A 19,902-nucleotide genomic window follows, 5' to 3' on the forward strand; every position below is an offset into this window, starting at 1 on the left:
GGTAGTCGACAAAACGGACTTAAGGTCGAATACTGGGCGATCGTGACACGTCGACGTCGTCCTCATCGCAGCCGGCTCCTGCACCTCGCCGCCATCACCACGGTCTTCACCATCTCGGCCGGGGCCACGCTCTCGTGGGCCTACACCGGCGGCGTTGACCAGATCGGCCTCCCGTACGGGCCCGGCCCGGTCGTGCTGCCAGGGCCGGCCGCCGCGACGAAGGGCCCCGGTTCCCGCCCCGAGCCGCCGGCCGTCGCGGAGCCCGGCGTACCCATGCTGCCCGGCGGTGCGATGCCGACCGGCTCGGCCACCGCGTCGCCGTCCACGTCGGCCCGGTCGGCGGCGCGGGCCACCGCGACCCCCGCGCCCGGCCTCGCGGCGCCCGGCGGGGGACCCTGCCGTACCGGCCGGAAGCTCGTCCCGACCTGCGGCATCCTCTGGGGCGTGGCGCCGGGGGCGTTCACGGACAGCCGCGGCAAACAGGCGCTGGCCCGCTTCGAGGAGAAGACGGAACGGCACCAGGACATCTACCACGCGTACCACCGGGGCAACACGCAGCTCTTCCCGACGAAGAGCGAGATCGCGATCGCGCGCGAACCCGGCCGCGAGCGCATCCTGTTCCTCAACTGGAAGCCGCGCGGCGCCTCCTGGGCGAAGATCGCCAAGGGCGACAAGGACACCGACAAGTTCCTCGACCGGCTCGCCGCCCACCTCAAGAACGACTTCCCGGAGCAGTTCTTCTTCACCGTCCACCACGAGGCGGAGGACAACGTCCGGGAGAAGGCCGGCTCGGGCTACACGGCCAAGGACTACGCGGCCATGTACCGCTACGTCGTCAAGCGCCTCCGCGCCCACGGCGCCGACAACATCGTGACCGTCCTGGTGCACATGGCGTACGTGCCGCACACCAGCCAGAAGTGGTTCTCGGACATGTACCCCGGCGACGACGTCGTGGACTGGATCGGCTTCGACTCGTACGCGTACAGCGACCCCGGCTACGGCCACGGCGACTTCGCCGAGCTGCTGAACCGGCAGTCGTCGGCGCGACCGACGTGGCCCGGCTTCTACAACTGGGCCGTCGAACGGCACCCCGGCAAGCCGCTGATGGTGGCGGAGTGGGGCGTGTGGTCGTCGAAGAAGAACCCCGGCCACAAGGCGGAGTTCTACCAGGAGGTGGGCCGGCAGATCGGCCACTTCCCGGGCATCCGGGCGATGGTCCACTTCGACACCCCGCACAACCAGGAGGGGCGTGCCTCGTCGGTGGACGCGACCCCGGAGTCGCTGCGGGCGTACCGGAAGCTGGGCAAGCTGCCGATCTTCCAGGTGCAGGTGGCGCCGGCGTTGCCGTAGCGCGCCCTCACCGCCCCGTGACGAGCCGTGCGACGTCGCCGGCGCAACCCCAGGACAGGCTGACGCCGGCGCCGCCGTGGCCGTAGTTGTGGACCACGGTGGCGCCGGCGTGCCGCTCCAGCTCGACCCGGACGGGTACGCGGTTCGGCCGCAGCCCGATCCGGTGTCCCAGTACCTTCGCGCCGGCCAGCGCCGGCTCCACCGCCACGCAGCGCTCGACGATGCCGTCCGCGACCTTGTCGTCGCGGGCGAGCGAGTCCACGCCGTCCTGGGCGCTGCCGCCGAGCAGCACGACGTCCGGGCCCTGCGGCAGGATGTACGTGATGTCCGGCTCCTCGGTCAGCTCGGTCGTGTGCTCGGCGAAGAACTCCGTGATGCCGGGATTGGTCATCGCCACCAGCTGGCCCTTCACCGGGGTCAGTGCCCGGTCGCCGACGAGGTCCCGCGCGCCGATGCCGGTGCAGTTGACGATCACGTCCGCCTGCCCGGTCACCTCGTCGAGGGTCGACACCGCGCCCTCGGCCGGCGAGACGCCCATCGTGGTCAGGCGGCGCAGCAGGTGGTCGAGGTAGACAGGCATGTCCACAATGGGCGCCGTGTAGCGCCACCCGCTCAGGAACGGCTTGCGCAGCTCGTCCGGCCGGCACTCACGGAACCCGGGAAGCTGGCGCGCCCAGGCGGGCGCGGGGATCACCTCGCGGGAGGCCTCGACGCCGCTGACCATCCGTACGCCCGTCCCCGGCACGCCGACCAGCGCGGAGAGCACCTCGTACGTCTCCGCGCTCCACCGCGGCACGTCCTCGTGCGTCGCGTAGATCGGGTCCCAGATCGCGCCCGCGTTGGCGGACGTGGTGCAGGCGGACAGCTCCTTGCTGACGATGTGGACGGTCAGCCCGCGCTCGGCGAGGCGGACGGCGGTCGTCAGGCCGGAGACACCCGCCCCGATGATCAGCGCGTCGGGTCGGACTCTCGCCATGATCTGCACGCTATCGGCGGTTGACAGGGCGGCGGACAGTGAAAGACGTGAATGGTCGGCATCCGAAGACCGGGCGCCGGAGGGTTGTTCCGAAGTGACGTATGGTTTATGCGCCCAACACGTACCGTTGCGAATTTCGGCCTCATGGGTTGGAATGAGCCGGTCCACGGGGTGGGGAGAACGATGGTGATCCTGGGCGAGGTGCACACCGGGCTGTTGCAGACCCGCAGCCCGCTGGAGACCGATCAGGCCGCGCGCCTGCTCGAGCTCGTGCCGGGTCAGGCCGTGCTCGTCTCGGAGCGGCCGATGCCGTTCGTGCAGTCGCCGCCCCTGCTCACCGGGGTGGACTGCGACCTGCCGGCCGCCTCCGGCCGCTCCGTGCGCGTCATCGGCGCCGTGACGGCCCGCGCCATCCTCACCGGCGGGCACGTGGTGCAGGGGTCGGCGCACGCGGAGATCACCGCGACGGAGCGTACGCATCGGCTGCCGTGGTCGCACTACCTCGCCCGGCCCGGCACGCTGGAGGCCGTCGGCCGTACGCCCGGCCCGGAAGCCGCCGCGGCGTTCCTCGGCGGCGACCAGGGCGGCACGCTCGACCTCGGCGCGATCGCCGCCCGCGTCCTCGACCGCCTCCAGCAGTCCGATTCCTTCGTCCGCGGCTCGCCCGTCAAGGCCGCGCGGACGAGGCTGCGCTGGGCCGCGTGGACCGGCGACGTGTCCGCACCCGCCGAGGTCGAGTTCCGGGTCGAGCCGCGCGGGCTGCGGACGTTGCGCCTGCGCGCGGGCGGCCTGCCGCTCGCCGGCGTCGCGGCCCTGTGCGAGGACATCGCCGTGCACGACTGGCTGCTCACCGTCCTCATCGACCTCGTCCGCAAGAGTGCCCTCGGCGTCACCGACCGCCGCACCGCCGTCCAGCGGCTCGTACCGGCGATCGACTACCTGCTGCACCTGTGGATGCCGGGCGCCCGGCTCACCGGCGAGCTGGCCGCCGTCTGGCAGGCGCTGGAGAACCGCCCCGGCTTCACCCGGCAATGGGAGACCCTGGTCCGCCGCATCCGCGACCAGCTCTCCGTCGGCGCCGTGACCGCCCTCGCCGCGCAGCAGGCGGACGCGCGATGACGGACAGCAAGCCCACGGGCGAGGTGGTGGTCGCGCCGTCCACCGTCTCCCGGAAGATCTTCTACACGGCCGCCTCCGGGGTGCTGACGTTCCTCATCACCAACGCGCTGGAACAGCCCGTGGCCACCAGCGTCACCCTGTCCATCCTCATCGGCGGCATCTTCCTGATGGTCCGCTTCCTGGTCGACTTCGAACGCCGGCTGGCCGTGGTGGAGGCGCTCTCGCGGGCCGGGCAGAAGCGGATGGAGAACCTGGTCAGCGAGGCGTTCGCGAAGATCGACGACGCCACCGAGCTGTTCCGGCTGATCGAGGCGTCGAAGCTGCCTGAGGGCCTGGTGGAGGGGCTTGTCCGGCACTCGACGAAGATCACGCCGCACTCGCCGTCGATCGTCTACCAGTTCGTGCAGGCCGAGCTGCAGGACATGTCCGAATGCCTCAAGCAGCTGTCCGAGGGTGGCACGGTCACGTACTACGGCGAGGACCGGGACTGGTTGCTGGGGCTGACGACGTACGCGACCACGTCGATCGACGCCATCAGCCTGGCCAGCGTCGACCGCGGGCTCTGGTACAGCGAGATCGGGCAGCGGTACATGGAGGCGCAGCGGCAGGCGGTGGAACGCGAGGTCGCGGTGCGCCGCATCTTCATCCTCGAGCCGGACGACGACGCGGACATCGGGTGGGCCTGCGACGAACAGCGCAAGGTCGGCATCCACGTGCGCGTGCTCGAGCGCAGCCGCATTCCCGCGGCCCTCAAGGTGCAGGTGCTCGACTTCATCATCTTCGACGAGGTGGTCAGCTACGAGACCACGCCGGCCGCCGCGGTCACCGACACCGACCGGCCCGCCGTCGCCGAGACCCAGCTCGTGCTGCGGGAACACCGCGTCCGTGACCGCGTACGCGTCTTCGAGGCCCTGTGGGGCGCCGCCCGCGAGCCCGGCGACGCGGTCGCACCGGCTCAGAGAAACGCGTAGCCGATTCGCTCGACCACCTCGTCGGGGAGCGGAAAGCCCTCCCCGGCGGCGCGGGTGGCGACCTGGGCGGCCACCGCGGAGTCGACCGACACCTGGCTGAGGATGGTCCGCACGGCCACCTCGATGCCGAGGAACCGGGACCCCAGCGCGGAGAACGTGCGGTACGCGTGGAACGCCGCTGCGCCCGGGTTGAGCTGGACCACCGGGGGCAGCGCGTCCCACTCCGCCGGCAGCTCCGCGACCGTGATCGGGCGCGGCTCGCCCACCGGCTCCCCGTGGTGGCGCAGCAGCCCCAGCCGCTGCAGCTGCCAGACGGCGGCCAGGAACGGGCACGACCACAGCCGCCGGCCGCCCTCGTCGCGCCACAACTCCACGTCGATGAAGATCGAGTGGTTGCGGAATGCGCTCTGCCGCGGCGGCCGCCACTGCGCCGGCGCGGCCATCGCCTCGGCGGCCCGGTCCGACGGCGAGCGCTCCCCGTTGCAGAGCCACCCGCTCACCTCGCTCGGCGGCCGGCTGCCGTTGCTGCCCACCGGCGGTTCCTCGACCAGCCGCTGCTGCACCAGCGTCGCCAGGTCGACGCCGTCGGCCTGCGCGCAGGCGGACTCGCGCGCGATGTAGTCGATCTGCAGGCCGGTCTCCTCGGCGGCGCTCAGCAGGGCCGGGATGACCTCCGCGGGCGAGCTGAACCGGGTGAAGTAGTCGTCGATGAGGAAGCAGGTGCTGATCCGGGGGCGGCCGCGCACCGAGGTGCCGCACGCCTCCGTGGCGGTCAATGCCCAGGGCCGTACGCTGCGGAAATTGTCCACCAGGCGGTCGCGGCCGGCCTTGAAATCGTCCATGTAGAGATGGCCGAGCTCGATCGACAGGTGCGACAGCTTGACCGAGCGCACCTTCGGGACGGCGGTCGCCTCGGTGAACACCCCCTCCACCGAGGTCACAGGCCCTCCCACGCCGCGTCGTTCATGATCTGCTTGGCGAGGTTCTCGAAGGCCGTCACGGTGGCCTCGTTGGCCGTACGGTGCAGCCAGACGTCGTTGTTGGACAGCAGCTGCTCCTGCCACTGCAGCACCGGGTCCAGCGGGATCTGGCCCAGCATCGACGTGCGGCCCACCCGGTGCCGGCTGGCCAGCTCCTGCAGCCGCCGGTCGCACAGCTCCAGCCAGGTCGCCTGCTCCGGCCGCAGACCCTCCATCTCGGACGACTTGAGGTCCAGCACGGCGGTGCGGACGAAGCGGATCGAGTCGCGCAGCTCCCGCGGGTCGTGACCGTGCGACTCGCCCGCGGCCAGGATGCCGCGTTCGCCGTGGACCAGCCCGCTCGCCGCGATGATGTGCTGCCGGGTCCAGCGGTGGAAGACCAGCCAGCGCCGGGCGACGTGGGCGAGCCGCGGCGAGGCCGTCGCGGCGAGCACGATCTCCGTCGCGTACGAGCGGCCGGCGCTCAGGTCGACGACGCAGAGGTCGAATTCCTCGTCCAGCCGCTGGAACAGCGTGGTGCAACGCTCGACCATCTCCGGGCTGGACGGGAACTCCCCGCCGCCGACGTCGCCCGGGTACAGCACGAGCCGGCCCGCACCCGCCGGCCGGCCGCGCAGCGAGCCCCGCTCGGACTCCGTCCACACGTCCAGCGCCAGCGCCTGCGGCGACGACCCGCGCAGGTACGAGTGCAGCCCACCGCCCGGCACCCCGGCCAGCGCCCCGGGCAGGTCGAAGATCGCGCCGGAGGTGGGGGAGCCGAAGTCGAAGTCCAGGTAGCAGCCGTCCTGGCCCTGCAGGGCGAACCGGTACAGCACGTTGCTGCTGGTGACCGATCGGCCCGTACCGCCCTTGTCCGAGGTGGCGAAGACGAGCATGTCAGTTGATCCCCTTGGCGGGCCGGCGGGCGGCGGAGAGCTTGTCCAGCCGGCGCAGCACCGCCTGGGTGATCGAGACGGCCGTACCGGGCTGCGTGCGCCGTACGCTCCGCGCCCGCTGCAGCAGCACCTGGATCTGCTCCCGCTCGGCCTGCAGCGGCCGCCCGCTGTCCGACGAGCCGTTCAGCATCTCCTGGTCGAACAGGTGGTCGGCCTCGACGATGAGGGCGGCGGCGAGCCGGGTGAGCTGGTCGCTGCGCTGCGGCGGGCTGTCGATCAGCCGGGCGGCGGCCACCAGGCAGTCGACGACCCGCTTGGTGAAGTACCACGACGCGGCGGGATCGGGGTCGTCGTCCAGCTGCGCGTACGCCAGCGACGGCCGGTCCCACAGCCCTCGCGCCTCACCCTCGGGGATGCGCCGGGAGAACAGGTGCGCCCAGATCTCGTCGGAGAGATCCAGCAAGCGGCTGCGCCCGGCGTTGTCCGCGATGAGCCGGGCCAGGTTGAGCGAGCGGCGCAGCAGCTGGGGGGAGAAGTCGGCGGCGGTCCAGCCCAGGTATTCCTTGCCGGGCTGGTCCTGCAGCTCCAGGCCGATCCGGAAGCCCGGATGGTGCAGCTGGAGGGCCGGGTCGCCGACGAACGGCCGGCGGGTGATCCGGGCCCGGCCGGCGAGGTCCTCGAGCACCGCGCCGACCCTGCTGAGCTCGGCGTCCGAGGCCCGCTTGGTCACCAGGTCCTGGATCACCATGCCGCTGACGAGCAGGGACAGGTAGTCGGAGTCGACGCCGTCGGTCGTCCGCCACGGCACGTCCTCCAGCGGCCAGCGCCCGCTGCCGAACGTCGCGATCGTCGACCAGTACGACTGGGTGAGCTCCCAGCGCAGCTGCAGCGACTGCGCGAGCTTGAGCTGCGTCTCGTCGAGCAGGCCGAGCAGCCGGGTGCGTTCGGAGAACAGCGTCTGGATCGCGTCCAGGGCGACGACGGTGAAGTAGAGGTACGGCGCCGCCTGCGCCACCCCCTCGCGCTGCACGCCCACGTCGACGTCCGCGGCGAGGTCGATCGGCGGTGCGTTCTTGACGATGCCCCAGGACCAGCCGCACTCGAAGAGGCGGTTGGGGTTGTCCAGTTCGGACCCCTCCCGGGCGCCGGACCCGATCTGGACGTCGTCGCGCAGCCGGGCGTTGATCTCCCGCAACGCCTCGCGCAGCTCGTCCACGATCTGCCGGACGGGCAGGCCCTCCTGGTTGACCATGCGGCACAGCTCGACGCCGAACTCCGAGTCCGCGCTGAACACGTTGACGGCGAAGCTGCGCAACAGCCCCACCATCGCGGCGGTGAGCCGGCGGCTGGCCAGCCGCTCGAGCTCGTCGGCCTCGGCGCGCAGGTTCTCCCGGGTCAGGACGCCGCGGAAGACCCGGACGAAGCCGATGACCGCGACGGTGAGCGTGACCGAGATGGAGAACGAGTCGACCACGTCCAGGCCGAGCTGGTCGTCGTCGAGAACCTGCCCGTCCGGGGCGGCGAAGTACGAGCTGCCGGCGAAGAGGGGCGTCCCGTCCGCCGCCGAATACTCGCGCATGTAGTCGGTGAGCACCCGGATGAGGAGCTTGGGGATCTCGACGCTGTCGCCGATGCGCTGCAGGGCCGCGATGACGTCGTCGGCCGTCTCGTCGGGACGGTCCAGCCGGAAGACCGGCACCTCGGTGGCCGGGCCCAGCAGGCAGAGCAGCTGCTCGGCGTCGCTGATCGAATTCTTCTCGTTGCGCCCGCCCCAGTGCCATTCCGGTGGGGCGTAGGAGGACCGGGCCGTGGCCCGCCAGATCTCCAGTAACTGCTGACGCGGTTGAAGCTGCATGGGAGTGCCGTCACCCGCCCGTCGCGAAGGCTACTTCTTCTTTCCTGCGCGGCCGGTGACGACGATCATCCCTGCGTAACCGGACCGCACCTCAGTGTCCTCGATGGTGTCCAGCTTCACATCGTGCGCGATCTCGGCAAAGCTGCGTCTGATATCCGACTCATCGACCGGGCACGCGGGATAGTCGCGTCCGCCGACCCGGTAACCCGAGGAGTCCTTCATGAACGCGGCGGCGAACGGTGCCTTCACCTTCAGCGAGCCGACGAAGGCATTGATCGCCCTGCGGAATTCCTTGTTCATCGTGGTGATCGACTCGGCGACGAAGAACATCGTGCCGAGGTTGTAGACCCCGGTCGGCAGCTTGAAGACGTCGCCCGCCTGGACATGAGCCCGCCGCCGCAGCGACTGCTGGAAGTTGGCGACGCGCTGGTACGGCTCGCGACCGCTGCTGATGACGCGCCAGAAGTCCGTCCACGAGGGAGCGGGCTGCTCGATCTGCGCGTCGAGCCAGAGGCGGTTGCTCTCCGCGCGCTCGCTCAGGTGCACGTCCTCGGCGAACGGGAGCATGGCCAGCGCGGGATACAGGTTGGCGCCGGCGCCGACGTCGATGGCGCGTCCGCCGGTCGGATAGAGCCGGGCGGTCTCGGCGAAGTGGCGCGCGATGATGCGCGCGATCCGGATGTCGGCCTCGCGGGCGGTCGAGTAATTGTGCTCGAAGTAGGACGCCGAATCGAAATGGTCCCAATCGCAGTCCGCGTTCGCGACGTCCTGCACGGTGGCCCCGTCGTAGATGACAGGGGTGATCGCGGCGGGTGGTCGTGCGGCGGGCTGGGTCACTGTGGATCCTCCGACTTCGGACAGCTTCGTCACACGACCGGAGCCACACCGCGCCCGTCCGCGGGCGGATTATCCCGTCGTCAGGCTCGTGAGGCAAACAATGCCGCGCGAGGAGCTCATTTCAGAATAGGACGTGCCCACGAGGGAACGACCCGGAACAGCGAACGGATTGGCGACGGTGTGCATCATCTTGTGCGAGCCGCCGCAGGGGGACGCCTTTTCCGCATAAAACGCACTAAGGGGATGTAACGATGCGCCCGTCTGGGCGTTTTTGACCGAAGATCCGACATATGTGTCTTCAGTCACTCGCTGTCATCCGCCGTCCGTTCAGGGTCTTGCCCTCGCCGGGCGCCCGCCCCCGGGGGAGCGGACGCCCGCACGGTCAGCTGGTTTCGCCGGCCATGGAGAACGACCGAAGCCGATCGATCGATGCCAAACCGCAACCGACGACGAAGATCGCGCCCATCACGATCGAGACGGTCAGCGAGACCTTCGACTCCAGCAGCCCGGTCGGAGAGATCTTGTCCGCGAGCGTGATCACGTACTGCTGGATGGAGAGGACCCGGGTGCCGCTCACGAACTGGCCGAGCAGCCCCTCCCACACCAGGATGTAGACCAGGCCCAGCAGCACCGGGCGCCGGGTCAGCAGGCTCAGCAGCAGGAACAGCGCCGAGTAGGCGAGCGCGCCCACCGTCGCCGCCACCGCGAGGGCCGCGCCCGTGCGGGCGGACTCCGCGAGCAGGCCGGCGATGAACAGCGGCACCGCCGAGGTGAGGGCGCTGACCACGACCGCCACGCCCAGCTTCGCCAGGATGATGTCGCGGCGGGGCAGCGGCTTGGTCAGGATGTGCACGATCGTGCCGTCGTCGATCTCCGAGCCGAGCACGCCCGTGCCGACGATCAGCGACACCACGGGCAGCACCACGGCCAGGCCGAGGCCGACGATCACCGGGCTGCCCCAGTCCGACGGGCGGACGTCGTACGCGCGGCAGAGTGTGGCCAGCCCGACGAGCAGCAGCGGCAGGGGCAGCAGGAGCAGGGCCCGCCGGCGGCCGAACAGGCCACGCGCCGTGATCCAGGCGACTGTCGACATGTCAGGCCTCCAGCAGGTAGGAGAAGACGCTCTCCAGGGATTCGTCGGACGGGATCAGCTTGCGCAGGCGGATGCCCGAGTCCAGCGCGATCCGGGGCAGGGCGCGGGTGAAGCTGCCGTAGTCGGACGCCCGTACCGTCATGCCGGTGCCGTCGATCTCCACGCCGCTGACCGACTTCTCCGCGATCAGTGCCACCGCCAGCCGGCGGTCGTCGGACGACTGCACGGCGAAGACGTGCGGGCGGTTGGTCATCAGCCGGCGGATCCGGCGGTAGTCGCCGGACGCGGCCAGGCGGCCCGCCACGATCACCTGGACCGTGCCGGAGACCTGCTCGACCTCCTCGAGGATGTGCGAGCTGAACAGGATCGTGTGGCCGCGGTCGCCGAGGTCGTGCAGCAGCGCCATCATGTGCATGCGCTGGCGCGGATCCATGCCGTTGAACGGCTCGTCCAGCAGCAGCACCTGCGGGTTGTGCACCAGGGCCGCCGCGACCCGGGTGCGCTGCCGCATGCCCTTGGAGTACGTCTCGATGCGGCGGTCGGCCGCCGCGGCCATCTCGACCATCTCCAGCGCCCAGTCCGTGGCCGCCTTCGGGTCCGGCAGCTTCTGCATCTTGGCCGACGCCATGATGAACTCGCGGGCGGTCAGGAAGCCGTGCACGGCCTCGCGCTCGGCGACCAGGCCGAGCTGGCGGTAGACGGCCGGGTTGCGCCAGGTCGGGGTGCCGTCGATGGTGACCTCGCCCCGCGACGGCGCCAGGAAGCCCGCCATCATGTGCAGCACCGTCGTCTTGCCCGCGCCGTTGGGGCCGAGCAGGCCCGTCACGCCCGGGGCCAGGCTCATGCTGATGTCGTTGACGGCCACGACGTTGCCGTACCAGCGCGACACGTTCTGCAGGTCCACTGTGGTCACAGCGCGGCCACCCTCCGGTAGCGGGCGAGTAGGAGCAGCAGGCACGCCGCGATCAGCGTGACCGCCTCGATCGCGTACACGGGGCCGAAGTTGCCCACGTTCATGCCGGAGTTGGCCGTCGGGATCAGCCACTGGCCCACCCCGCTGATCAGCGTCATCGGGCTGGCGAGCCCGGCCAGCTGCTGCGCGTCCGAGGACGGCAGGATCGACAGCACGCCCACCACCGGCGTGGTCATCAGGAACACCGCGACGATGCCGCCGGCGGCGAACGCCCGCTTGCCGGTCAGCGACGCGATGAGCAGGCCGATGCCCGTGAAGAGCAACGCCCACAGCAGGCTGTAGCCCCAGCCGGGCAGCAGGTCGCCCAGCTCGTCCCAGACGTCGGACATCCCGTTCTTGGTGGTGAAGGCGGCGCCCAGGAACATGATGAACTGCGGTACGGCCAGCAGCGCCCAGATCGCGGTCACCATGGCGGCCACCTTGGCGCCCACGTAGTCGGCCGCGCGCAACGGGCGGCTGAAGTACAGCGGCAGCACGCCGGCACGCATGTCGCGGGAGACCAGCTCCGGCGCGACGATCGCGGCGAAGAAGATGATCAGCCAGCTCATCGCGTCGGCGAACCCGAGGTAGGTGAGCGGCACGATGCCCGTCTGGGAGCGGACCGCCGCGAGGATCACCGCGACCAGCGTGACGATCCCGACGACCAGCCAGGGGAAGATCTTCGCCTTCGCGGAGCGGCCGAGGCCGAACGCGGCCCGCAGGCCGTGCACGTACATCGCGCCGAACACGGCCCCGCGGCCCAGCCGGGGACCGGTGTAGCGCTGGTACCCGATGTCATGGATGACGCTCGCCTCAGACATCGGCGGTCTCCCTCGGTGCGAAGAGTTCGGCCACCCGGTGGCGGCGCTGGTCGAGGCGGTGCAGCGGGAGGTCCAGGTCGGCCACGGCCTGCAGGATCCGGTCGTACGTGTCCTCGCGGTCCAGCGGTACGAGCAGCAACCGCCCGTCCGCCTGCGCGGGCAGGCCCAGCCGGGTCAGCGCCTCGGCCAGCTCCTCCATGCCCTCCGACACCTCGACCGCGAGCACGTCGCTGGCCTCGGTCATCGCCGAGATCCGGTCCGCGCGCAGCAACCGGCCGCCCTCGATCGCGACCAGCGAGTCGCAGATCCGCTCGACCTCGCCGAGCAGGTGCGAGCAGACCACGACGGAGATGCCGAACTCGGTGCCGATGCGGTGGATCAGCGCCAGCATCGCGTCGCGGCCGGCCGGGTCCAGGCCGTTCGTCGGCTCGTCCAGCAGCAGCAGGTCGGGGTCGTGCACCAGCGCCTGCGCCAGCTTCACCCGCTGCTTCATGCCCGTCGAGTAGCCGCCGATCTGCCGGTAGCGCTCCTCGTACAGGCCGACGTGGCGCAGGGCCTCGGAGGCGCGCTCGCGTGCGGCCGTCCGCGGCAGGCCGCTGATCCGCCCGAGGTGCGTCACGAACTCGGCCGCGGACACGTCCGGCGGCAGCGCGTCGTGCTCGGGCATGTAGCCGACCTTCGCGCGTACCCGGTCCGGGTCGACCGTGGGGTCGATGTCGAAGACCCTGACGCCGCCGCCGGACGGCGGGATCAGGCCCAGGAGGATCTTGATGAAGGTCGACTTGCCGGCGCCGTTGGCGCCGACCAGTCCGATGATCCCGGGCTCGACGGAGACGGTCAGGTCGTGCAGGGCGGTCACCCGCCCGCCGTACGTCTTGGTCAACCCTTGGGTAACGATGAGGCTCACGGGGTCAGCCTAGGGAGACGTGTCACGTCCCGGGATCAGGTGAACCCCCGACTCGCCCCTGAGAACCGAGGACGTGGCGCAGGGTCTGCAGGCCGGGGACCCGGACGCGGCCGCGGATGGCTCCCGAGGCGGCGTCGAGCCAGACGATCTCGTCGGTGCCGCCCGCGTAGAGCAGGTCGCCGGCGTGGTTGAGGTGCAGGCCGCGCAGCGGGGACGGGACGGTCCAGCGGCTGGTGCCGCCGCCTTCGAGGAGCGTCACGGTCCGGCCGGCGCCGAGGAACGTCCGGCTCGCGTCGAGGGCCACGGCGGCCGTCCCGGCACCCTTCGGAACGGAGATCACCGAGGTGATGGCGAGGCGGTGCGTGTCGGCGTACGCGAGGGAGCCGGAGGCCAGGTCGACGACAGCGAGGCGCCTCCCGTCCGGGTCGATGGCGATGGCGTGCGACTCCGCCGGACCCTCGCCGAACGGGTGCGGCAGATCGAGGCAGTACGCCCAGCGCTGCTCCAGGTGCAGCACATGGACGAACGCGTGCACGTCGCTGCGGGTGCCCGCGAGCAGGTTCCGGGTGTGCTGGTGGCCCGGCTGGTGTGTGTAGAGCGTGTAGAGCGTCTGGCGGTCGGGGGAGAGCACCGCCTGCCGGCCCTCGCCGCGCATCTCCTCCTCGGCGCCCGCCGGGACCGGCCTCTTGTCGCGGGTGAGCAGCGGGCTCAGGGCGCCGGTCCCGAGGTCCATCAGGCGTACGCGGTAGTGGTCCGGCGCCTCCGCGGGCAGCCATTCGAGCACGAACAACCCGAGGGTGTCCGTGGTGAACGCGTCCGCTTGGATGTTGCCGGCCACCGGGAGCCGCGTCTGGTTCTCGCCGTGGGTCACCAGCAGCGAGCCCGGCCGGCGCAGCACGCAGGCCGTACCGTCGGCCGATACGACCTCGGGTGCCCAGCCGGCTTCGAGCTGTGCGTTTGCCGCTGGTCCGGTGAGGGTGCCGTCCTTCATCGCGTAGACGAACGATCCGTCGGGGCTCACCGCGGACCGTTCGCCCCATCGACGCGTCGTCGAGCCGTCGACGGTCACCAGGCCACCGGTGGTCCGGGCGATCAGCCGGTCCGGGACCGCGGTCACCGGGGTGCGCCGGGGCGGATCGCAGGCGCTCAGGCCCGCGACGGCACCGGCGAGAATGAGCAAGTCACGCCGCGTGGTCATACCCGGCCGACACCGCGGCCGGCGGAAAGGTTCCGGGATCCGGGAACCTCGGCGGCCCGGGCGGTGTCGGCGCTGTGGAGGTGTCGGGGCTGGACGAGGCAGGCGAAGTCGACGACGCGGCCGCCGTGGAGCGGGCGCGCGGTGGTGACCTGGACGCGTACGACGTCCTGGTCGCCCGCTGGACCGCGCCCGCACACCGGTTCGCCGTGCTGCTCGGCGCGGGCGCGGAGGCCGACGACGTGGTGCAGGAGGCGTTCGTGAAGGCGTACCGGCAGCTCGCGCGCTACCGGGGCGATTCGGGGTTCCGCCCGTGGCTCTTCTCGATCGTCGCCAACGAGGCCCGCAACCTGCACCGCTCCCGCAAGCGCCGGGACGGGCTCGTGCTGCGCGCCGCCGCCAAGGAGGACCCGGCGCCCACCGATGCCGACCCCGCGGACCACGTGCTGGCCACGGAACGCCGGCAGCGCCTCGTCGACGGGATCCGCCTGCTCGACTCCCGCGAACGGGAGGTGCTGGTCTGCCGCTACTTCCTGGAGCTGTCGGAGGCCGAGACCGCCGACACGCTCGGCGTACCGAAGGGGACGGTCAAATCACGGACGTCGCGGGCGCTGACCCGCTTGCGCTCGCTGCTGGCCGTGGAGGAGGTGCCCGGTGCCTGACGACGATCCGCTGATCGCGGAACTCCGGGCCCTCGACGCGTGGCTGGACGTGCCACCGGCCGCGGACCAGCGCGCCGCCGTGCGGGCCCGGCTCGCGCCCCGGCGCCGCGCGCGGTGGATCGTCGCGGGCCTGGCGGCGCTGGTGGGGGCGGTCGGCGTGGTGGCGCCGGCCCGCGCGGCGGTGGTCGAGGCGGTCGGTGACGTCCTGCGGGTGGTCGGCATCGAGGTACGCCAGGACCGTACGCCCGGCGCGCTCCCGGCCACGCCGAGCCCGCTGCCCGGCGTCCGGATCGCCCGGCTCGACGAGGCGAAGCGGGCGGCGCTTTTTCCCGTACGCGTCCCCGCGGCGCTGGGCGTGCCGGACGAGGTGAAGCTGGCGGACCCGGATCCGGCCGGCGCCCCACGCGTCGTGACCATGACGTTCCGCGGCGGCGCGGTGCGGCTGGACCAGTTCGACGGGACGATCTCGCCGATGTTCCTCAAGGCCTCCGGGGGCAGCGCGGAGTGGACCGACGTCAAGGGCGAGGCGGCGATCTGGGTGGCCGGTCCGCACTCGGTCCGCTACGTCGACCGCCAGGGGTCGGAGCGTACGGAGACCGGCCGGCTCGCCGCGCCCACGCTGATCTGGTCCGGCGGCGTGGTCACGTACCGGCTGGAGGGCCTGGCCACGCTCGCCGAGGCGCGGGCGGCGGCGAGCGACCTGAGATGAGATGAGGCCGGGCACCACGGGGGTGCCCGGCCTCTGCCCTGAGGGTCTGATCAGCCGGTGTTGCGCATGCCGGCGGCGATGCCGTTGACCGTGGTGAGCAGGGCCCGCTCCAGCGCCGTGGAGTCCGACGGGGGACGGCGGGCGCCCGGTGCCGTCGGCAGCTGCCGGTCGGCGTCGCCCAGGTCGCGGTACTGCCGGAGAAGGGCGACCTGCAGGTGGTGCAGCGGCTCGAGGTACGTGTCGCGCACGTTGAGCGTCCGCGACAGCTCCGGCTGGGAGGCGAGCAGCTCCTCGTGGCCGGTGATGGCCAGGATCTCCTCGAGCGTCTTGGCGTACTCCTGCTCGATGAGGGCGAAGATCGGGTGCAGGGCCGGCGGCACCAGCGTCTCGACGTAGCGCCGGGCGATGGTGAGGTCGGTCTTCGTCAGCATCATCTCCACGTTCGAGATGAAGGTGCGGAAGAACTGCCAGTTCGCGTACATCTCGTGCAGCGCGTCGCCCTGGCCCGCCTCGCGGACCGCCGCGAGGCCGGTGCCGACGCCGAACCAGCCCGGCACGATCTGGCGGGTCTGGGTCCAGCCGAACACCCACGGGATCGCGCGCAGGCCGCCCAGCCCGGCGTCCGCGTTCGGGCGCTTCGCCGGCCGGGAGCCGATGTTCAGCGCGCCGAGCAGCTCCGTCGGCGTCGCCGCCCAGAAGTACGCGGGCAGGTCCGGGTTCTCGACGAGCGACCGGTAGCGCCGGAAGGCGGCGCCGGAGGCGGTGTCCATGGCCGCGTCCCAGCGCACCAGCGACGCGGCGTCCACCGACGGCTCGGTGTGCAGCAGGGTCGCCTGCAGCACGGCCGCCACGGTGAGCTCGAGGTTCTCCCGGGCCAGCGCCGGCAGCGTGTACTTGTCGGAGATGACCTCGCCCTGCTCGGTGACCTTGATGGCGCCGTCGAGGGTGCCGTACGGCTGGGCCAGGATCGCCTCGTGGGTGGGGCCGCCGCCGCGCCCGACCGTGCCGCCGCGGCCGTGGAACAGGCGCAGCCGTACGCCGTGCCGGGCCGCCACGTCCCGCAGCGCGCGCTGCGCCTTGTGGATCGACCACTGGCTGGTGGTGATGCCGGCCTCCTTGTTGCTGTCGGAGTAGCCGAGCATCACCTCCTGCAGGTCACCGCGGGCCCGGACGATCTCCCTGTACGCCGGCAGCGACAGCATCTCGTCCAGCAGCTCGCCGCCGGCGTCCAGCTCGGCGGGGGTCTCCAGCAGCGGCACGATGCCGATCCGCGCGCGTGAGGTGTGGATGTCGATGAGCCCGGCCTCGCGGGCCAGGACCGCCGCGGCCAGCACGTCGTCCACGCCGAGGGTCATCGAGATGATGTACGACTCGATGACGTCGGCGCCGAAGCGGTCCTGCGACTCGCGGATCGTGCCGAACACGTCGAACGTCTTGCGGGCCGACTCGGTGAGCGGGACGTCCGCGGCCGCCAGCGGGCGCCGGCCGGTCAGCTCGGTGGCGAGCAGCTTGGTGCGCTCCTCGCGGCTCAGGGTGGTGTAGTCCTCGACCTCGCCGACCTGGGCGAACATCTGCGCCAGCACCTCGTGGTGCTTCTCGGCGTGCTCGCGCACGTCGAGCGTGGCGAGCTGCAGGCCGAACGCGGAGACGGCGCGGATGGCCGAGGCGACCGTGCCGACCGCGGTGAGCTGGCCGGAGTTGCGGGCCAGTGACGCGCGGATCAGCTCGAGGTCGGCGATCAGCTCGTCGCTGCCCAGGTAGTCGCGGCCCGGCACGTGGGCGGTGCCCTGGCGCAGGCGCTGCCGGGTGTTGGCCAGCTTCGCCTTCACGCAGCGGACCTTGAGGCGGTACGGCTCCTCGGCGTTCGTCCGCCGGAACCGGGGCGCCACCTCGGGCAGCGCGTCCAGGTCCGCCGCGAGGCTGGCGGAGAGGTCGAGGGAGACCCCGCGCAGCCGCCGGGACACCGACAGCTCGTCGATGAGGGCGTCCATCGCCGCCTCGGTGGCCTGGATGCCGTGCTCGTGCTGGATGATCAGCACGTCGCGGGTGACGGCCGGCGTGACGAACGGGTTGCCGTCGCGGTCGCCGCCGATCCACGAGCCGAAGGTCAGCGGGCGCGCGGTCGGGGCGGTCTCCACGCCCAGCTGGCGCAGCGTCTCGGCCAGGTCGTCGAGCACCTGCGGGGCAGCCTCGGCGTACAGGTCCTTGAGGTAGTAGACGGCGTTGCGGGCCTCGTCCGTGGGGTCCGGCCGGTCGAGGCGCAGCTCGTCGGTCTGCCAGAGCAGGTCGATGAGCTCGGCGAAGCGGCGGGTCGAGGCGGTGGTGTCCTTGGCGCCGTACAGCACGGCCGCGCTCGCCTCGGCGTCCAGGGAGTCGGCGAGCTGGCGCAACTTCGACAGGATCGAACGCCGGGCGGCCTCGGTGGGATGTGCGGTGAAGACCGGCCGTACGGCGAGCCGGCGCGCGGCGGCGGCGATCTCGTCGGCCGGCACGCCCTTCTCGGCGATCTGCTTGGCGGCCTGGTCCAGCCAGCCGCCGTCGCGGGCCCGGCGCCGGCGCAGGTCCCGGGCGCGGTGCACCTGCTCGGTGATGTTCGCCAGGTGGAAGTACGTGGAGAACGCGCGGGCCAGCTTGGTGCCGGTCGTGACGTCCATCGCGGCGAGGCGCTCGGCGGCGGCCGGGGCGTCCGCGCGCACCAGGGCGCGGACCTCCTCGACCAGGTCGAGCAGCGGCTTGCCCTCCTGCCGGGCGAGGGTCTGGCCCAGCAGCGTGCCGATCCGGCGGATGTCCGCGCGCAGGGCGGCGTCGGGCCCGTCGGGGTCGAGCTGGCCGTGGTGGTCTGACACCGGGTCGCTCCTTTGCAAGTTCAAGACGTGCGGAGGACGGCGCTGTCCCGACTCCCCGCGATCGTATCGGTGCCGTGCCGCGGCCGGTTGATTTGAGGCAAGTCTCATAGCGCCTTACGTCTGCTTCACACCTTTCCGGTTTACCTGAGCGCCACAAAACCTCTGGGGAGGAAAAAGCATGACAAGCAGGACCCGACTGCTCACGGCTGGTGCCGTGACCGCGGCCGTCGCCCTCGCCGGCGTCGGGGTGGGCATCGCCGGCGCGGCGGCCGACACCCCGCCGCTGGCCTTCTCACTGGCCACGCCGAACGTGACGGCGGAGCGCTACGTGTACGGCGACGAGGTGTACCTGTACCTGGACCTCGGCGTGAACGTCATCGCCGGCAAGGACCCGTTCGAGGTCCGGGCGACCCGCAAGTCGTACGCGGACCCGATCGTGGCGCAGCAGTACGTCGTGAAGAACGGGAAGCGCAAGGCCGTGGCCCTGCCGGCCGGGATGGTCACCGACTGGAACGGGCTCAAGGACTTCACCACGATCACCATCAAGGACGCGTCGGGCGCCCAGGTGGCGAGCTACCAGACCGACTTCTGCCCGAACGACTACAGCTCCACGCGGACCCGGCGCGATGCTCCCGCTGACACGCCGTACCCGCAGGGCTGCAACGGGTACAACCCGTTCAATCTGGGCGCGGTGTGGGGCATCCAGGCCGGGTGGAACGCCGGGGTCGCCAGCATGCCGAACAAGGAGAACTTCGACCTGGCCGCGGGCTCGTACACCGCGACGGTCACCCTGAACCAGAAGTACCGGGACTACTTCAAGATCCCGGCGGACCAGGGCACCGCGCAGGTCAACCTCACGGTGGAGACCGTCCGCGAGGACGAGCGGGGCATCGAGACGGCGAAGGCGCGCGTCAAGGCGGCGAAGGCCGGCGACGACACCTCCGCCAAGGTGGCCGCGGCCCAGCACGGCGAGCACGCCGGGCAGGGCGACAAGGCGCTGCAGGTGGCGGCGTACGACCCGGCGTTCCGGCCGCCGGCGAAGGCCCCGCGCGCGATGAAGCTCTCCAGCATCGCCTCGGGCCCGCGTCCCGACCTGCGCTCGCTTCCCGCCTGGGGCATCTCCATGTCGGAGGAGGACGGCAAGACGTTCGTCAACTTCGGCGCCACCGTCTGGAACGCCGGCACCTCGCCGCTGCTGGTCGACGGCTTCCGGCGGACCGGCACCGAGCTGATGGACGCGTACCAGTACTTCTTCGACGCCAAGGGCAAGGAGGTCGGCTCGGTCGCGGCCGGCACGATGGAGTGGGACGCCCGCGAGGGGCACCGGCACTGGCACTTCACCGACTTCGCGCAGTACAACCTGCTCGGCGCCGACAAGAAGCTCGCCGTGCGCAGCGGCAAGGAGGCCTTCTGCCTGGCCAACACGGACTCGGTCGACTACACGATCCCGAACGCCAAGTGGCGCCCGGGCAACACCGACCTCTCCAGCTCCTGCGGGCAGAACACGGCCGTCGCGGTGCGCGAGGTGCTCGACATCGGCAACGGTGACACGTACACCCAGGACCGGCCGGGCCAGTCCTTCGAGATCACCGACCTGCCGAACGGCACGTACTACATCGAGGTCAAGGCCAACCCGTCGAACAAGCTCAGCGAGCTGAGCACGTCGAACAACACCGCCCTGCGGGAGATCCGCCTGGGTGGCACGCCGGGCGCCCGTACCCTCGAGGTGCCGTCGGTGCACGGCCTGGACTGAT

At 71.5% G+C, this 19,902-nt stretch carries 17 protein-coding genes; 6 read left to right on the forward strand and 11 right to left on the reverse strand.

Translation table 11 applies throughout. The annotated features are described in order from the left end of the window. The first annotated feature begins 42 nt into the window (after nt 1-42). The gene (locus IT780_RS36575; protein ID WP_307831571.1) at nt 43-1,350 is read left to right on the forward strand and encodes a glycoside hydrolase family 26 protein; all 1,308 of its coding nucleotides are present in this window, start codon (nt 43-45) and stop codon (nt 1,348-1,350) included. Between the two features lie 7 nt (nt 1,351-1,357). Here IT780_RS36575 and IT780_RS36580 read toward each other — a convergent pair whose 3' ends face one another. Next, on the reverse strand, nt 1,358-2,326 hold the full coding sequence (locus IT780_RS36580) for an FAD-dependent oxidoreductase (RefSeq protein WP_199516442.1): 969 nt from the start codon (nt 2,324-2,326) through the stop codon (nt 1,358-1,360). A gap of 183 nt (nt 2,327-2,509) precedes the next feature. On the opposite strand from IT780_RS36580, the gene IT780_RS36585 reads away from it, so the two are divergent. Next, a complete protein-coding gene (locus IT780_RS36585; RefSeq protein ID WP_199516443.1) occupies nt 2,510-3,445 on the forward strand; it encodes an SCO2521 family protein in 936 nt (311 codons plus the stop codon). Next, on the forward strand, nt 3,442-4,416 hold the full coding sequence (locus IT780_RS36590) for a hypothetical protein (RefSeq protein WP_199516444.1): 975 nt from the start codon (nt 3,442-3,444) through the stop codon (nt 4,414-4,416). The genes IT780_RS36585 and IT780_RS36590 overlap by 4 nt, the downstream gene beginning before the upstream one ends. On the opposite strand, the gene IT780_RS36595 is transcribed toward IT780_RS36590, so the two are convergent. The 9 genes from IT780_RS36595 to IT780_RS36635 form a co-directional block, all read right to left on the reverse strand. Then, nucleotides 4,401-5,357, reverse strand: coding sequence for an SCO2522 family protein (locus IT780_RS36595; protein ID WP_199516445.1), 957 nt, complete (start codon nt 5,355-5,357; stop codon nt 4,401-4,403). The genes IT780_RS36590 and IT780_RS36595 overlap by 16 nt on opposite strands. Beyond that, nucleotides 5,354-6,271 (reverse strand): SCO2523 family variant P-loop protein, encoded by a 918-nt coding sequence (locus IT780_RS36600; protein ID WP_199516446.1) that lies wholly within the window; start codon nt 6,269-6,271, stop codon nt 5,354-5,356. The genes IT780_RS36595 and IT780_RS36600 overlap by 4 nt, the downstream gene beginning before the upstream one ends. Nucleotide 6,272: 1 nt before the next feature. Next, nucleotides 6,273-8,126: an SCO2524 family protein gene (locus IT780_RS36605; RefSeq protein WP_199516447.1), complete on the reverse strand. Its 1,854-nt coding sequence runs from the start codon at nt 8,124-8,126 to the stop codon at nt 6,273-6,275. Nucleotides 8,127-8,156: 30 nt separating this feature from the next. Beyond that, complete coding sequence (locus IT780_RS36610; RefSeq protein ID WP_199516448.1) at nt 8,157-8,963, reverse strand: SCO2525 family SAM-dependent methyltransferase; 807 nt, start codon at nt 8,961-8,963, stop codon at nt 8,157-8,159. A gap of 382 nt (nt 8,964-9,345) precedes the next feature. Then, the gene (locus tag IT780_RS36615) at nt 9,346-10,056 is read right to left on the reverse strand and encodes an ABC transporter permease (protein ID WP_199516449.1); all 711 of its coding nucleotides are present in this window, start codon (nt 10,054-10,056) and stop codon (nt 9,346-9,348) included. A gap of 1 nt (nt 10,057) precedes the next feature. After that, nucleotides 10,058-10,969, reverse strand: coding sequence for an ABC transporter ATP-binding protein (locus tag IT780_RS36620; protein ID WP_199516450.1), 912 nt, complete (start codon nt 10,967-10,969; stop codon nt 10,058-10,060). Next, nucleotides 10,966-11,829: an ABC transporter permease gene (locus tag IT780_RS36625; RefSeq protein ID WP_199516451.1), complete on the reverse strand. Its 864-nt coding sequence runs from the start codon at nt 11,827-11,829 to the stop codon at nt 10,966-10,968. The genes IT780_RS36620 and IT780_RS36625 overlap by 4 nt, the downstream gene beginning before the upstream one ends. Next, the gene (locus tag IT780_RS36630) at nt 11,822-12,736 is read right to left on the reverse strand and encodes an ABC transporter ATP-binding protein (protein WP_199516452.1); all 915 of its coding nucleotides are present in this window, start codon (nt 12,734-12,736) and stop codon (nt 11,822-11,824) included. Before IT780_RS36630 ends, IT780_RS36625 begins: the two co-directional genes overlap by 8 nt. 22 nt (nt 12,737-12,758) lie before the next feature. Beyond that, nucleotides 12,759-13,934 carry a lactonase family protein gene (locus tag IT780_RS36635; RefSeq protein ID WP_199516453.1) on the reverse strand — a complete coding sequence of 392 codons (1,176 nt, stop codon included), beginning with the start codon at nt 13,932-13,934 and terminating at the stop codon, nt 12,759-12,761. 74 nt (nt 13,935-14,008) lie between these two features. On the opposite strand from IT780_RS36635, the gene IT780_RS36640 reads away from it, so the two are divergent. Together IT780_RS36640 and IT780_RS36645 are read left to right on the forward strand one after the other, a co-directional pair. Beyond that, complete coding sequence (locus tag IT780_RS36640) at nt 14,009-14,593, forward strand: RNA polymerase sigma factor (protein ID WP_307831573.1); 585 nt, start codon at nt 14,009-14,011, stop codon at nt 14,591-14,593. Beyond that, a complete protein-coding gene (locus IT780_RS36645; protein WP_307831575.1) occupies nt 14,586-15,302 on the forward strand; it encodes a hypothetical protein in 717 nt (238 codons plus the stop codon). The genes IT780_RS36640 and IT780_RS36645 overlap by 8 nt, the downstream gene beginning before the upstream one ends. A 50-nt stretch (nt 15,303-15,352) precedes the next feature. Here the strand turns inward: IT780_RS36645 and ppc are convergent, their stop codons facing one another. Then, nucleotides 15,353-18,148 (reverse strand): phosphoenolpyruvate carboxylase, encoded by a 2,796-nt coding sequence (gene ppc, locus IT780_RS36650; protein WP_199516454.1) that lies wholly within the window; start codon nt 18,146-18,148, stop codon nt 15,353-15,355. A 178-nt stretch (nt 18,149-18,326) separates the two neighbouring features. Between ppc and IT780_RS36655 the strand changes: the two genes are divergently transcribed. After that, on the forward strand, nt 18,327-19,901 hold the full coding sequence (locus IT780_RS36655) for a lysyl oxidase family protein (protein ID WP_199516455.1): 1,575 nt from the start codon (nt 18,327-18,329) through the stop codon (nt 19,899-19,901). Nucleotide 19,902: the final 1 nt, after the last annotated feature.

The organism is Nucisporomicrobium flavum, from assembly GCF_016464385.1.
GTDB classification, from domain to species: domain Bacteria; phylum Actinomycetota; class Actinomycetes; order Mycobacteriales; family Micromonosporaceae; genus Actinoplanes; species Actinoplanes flavus_A.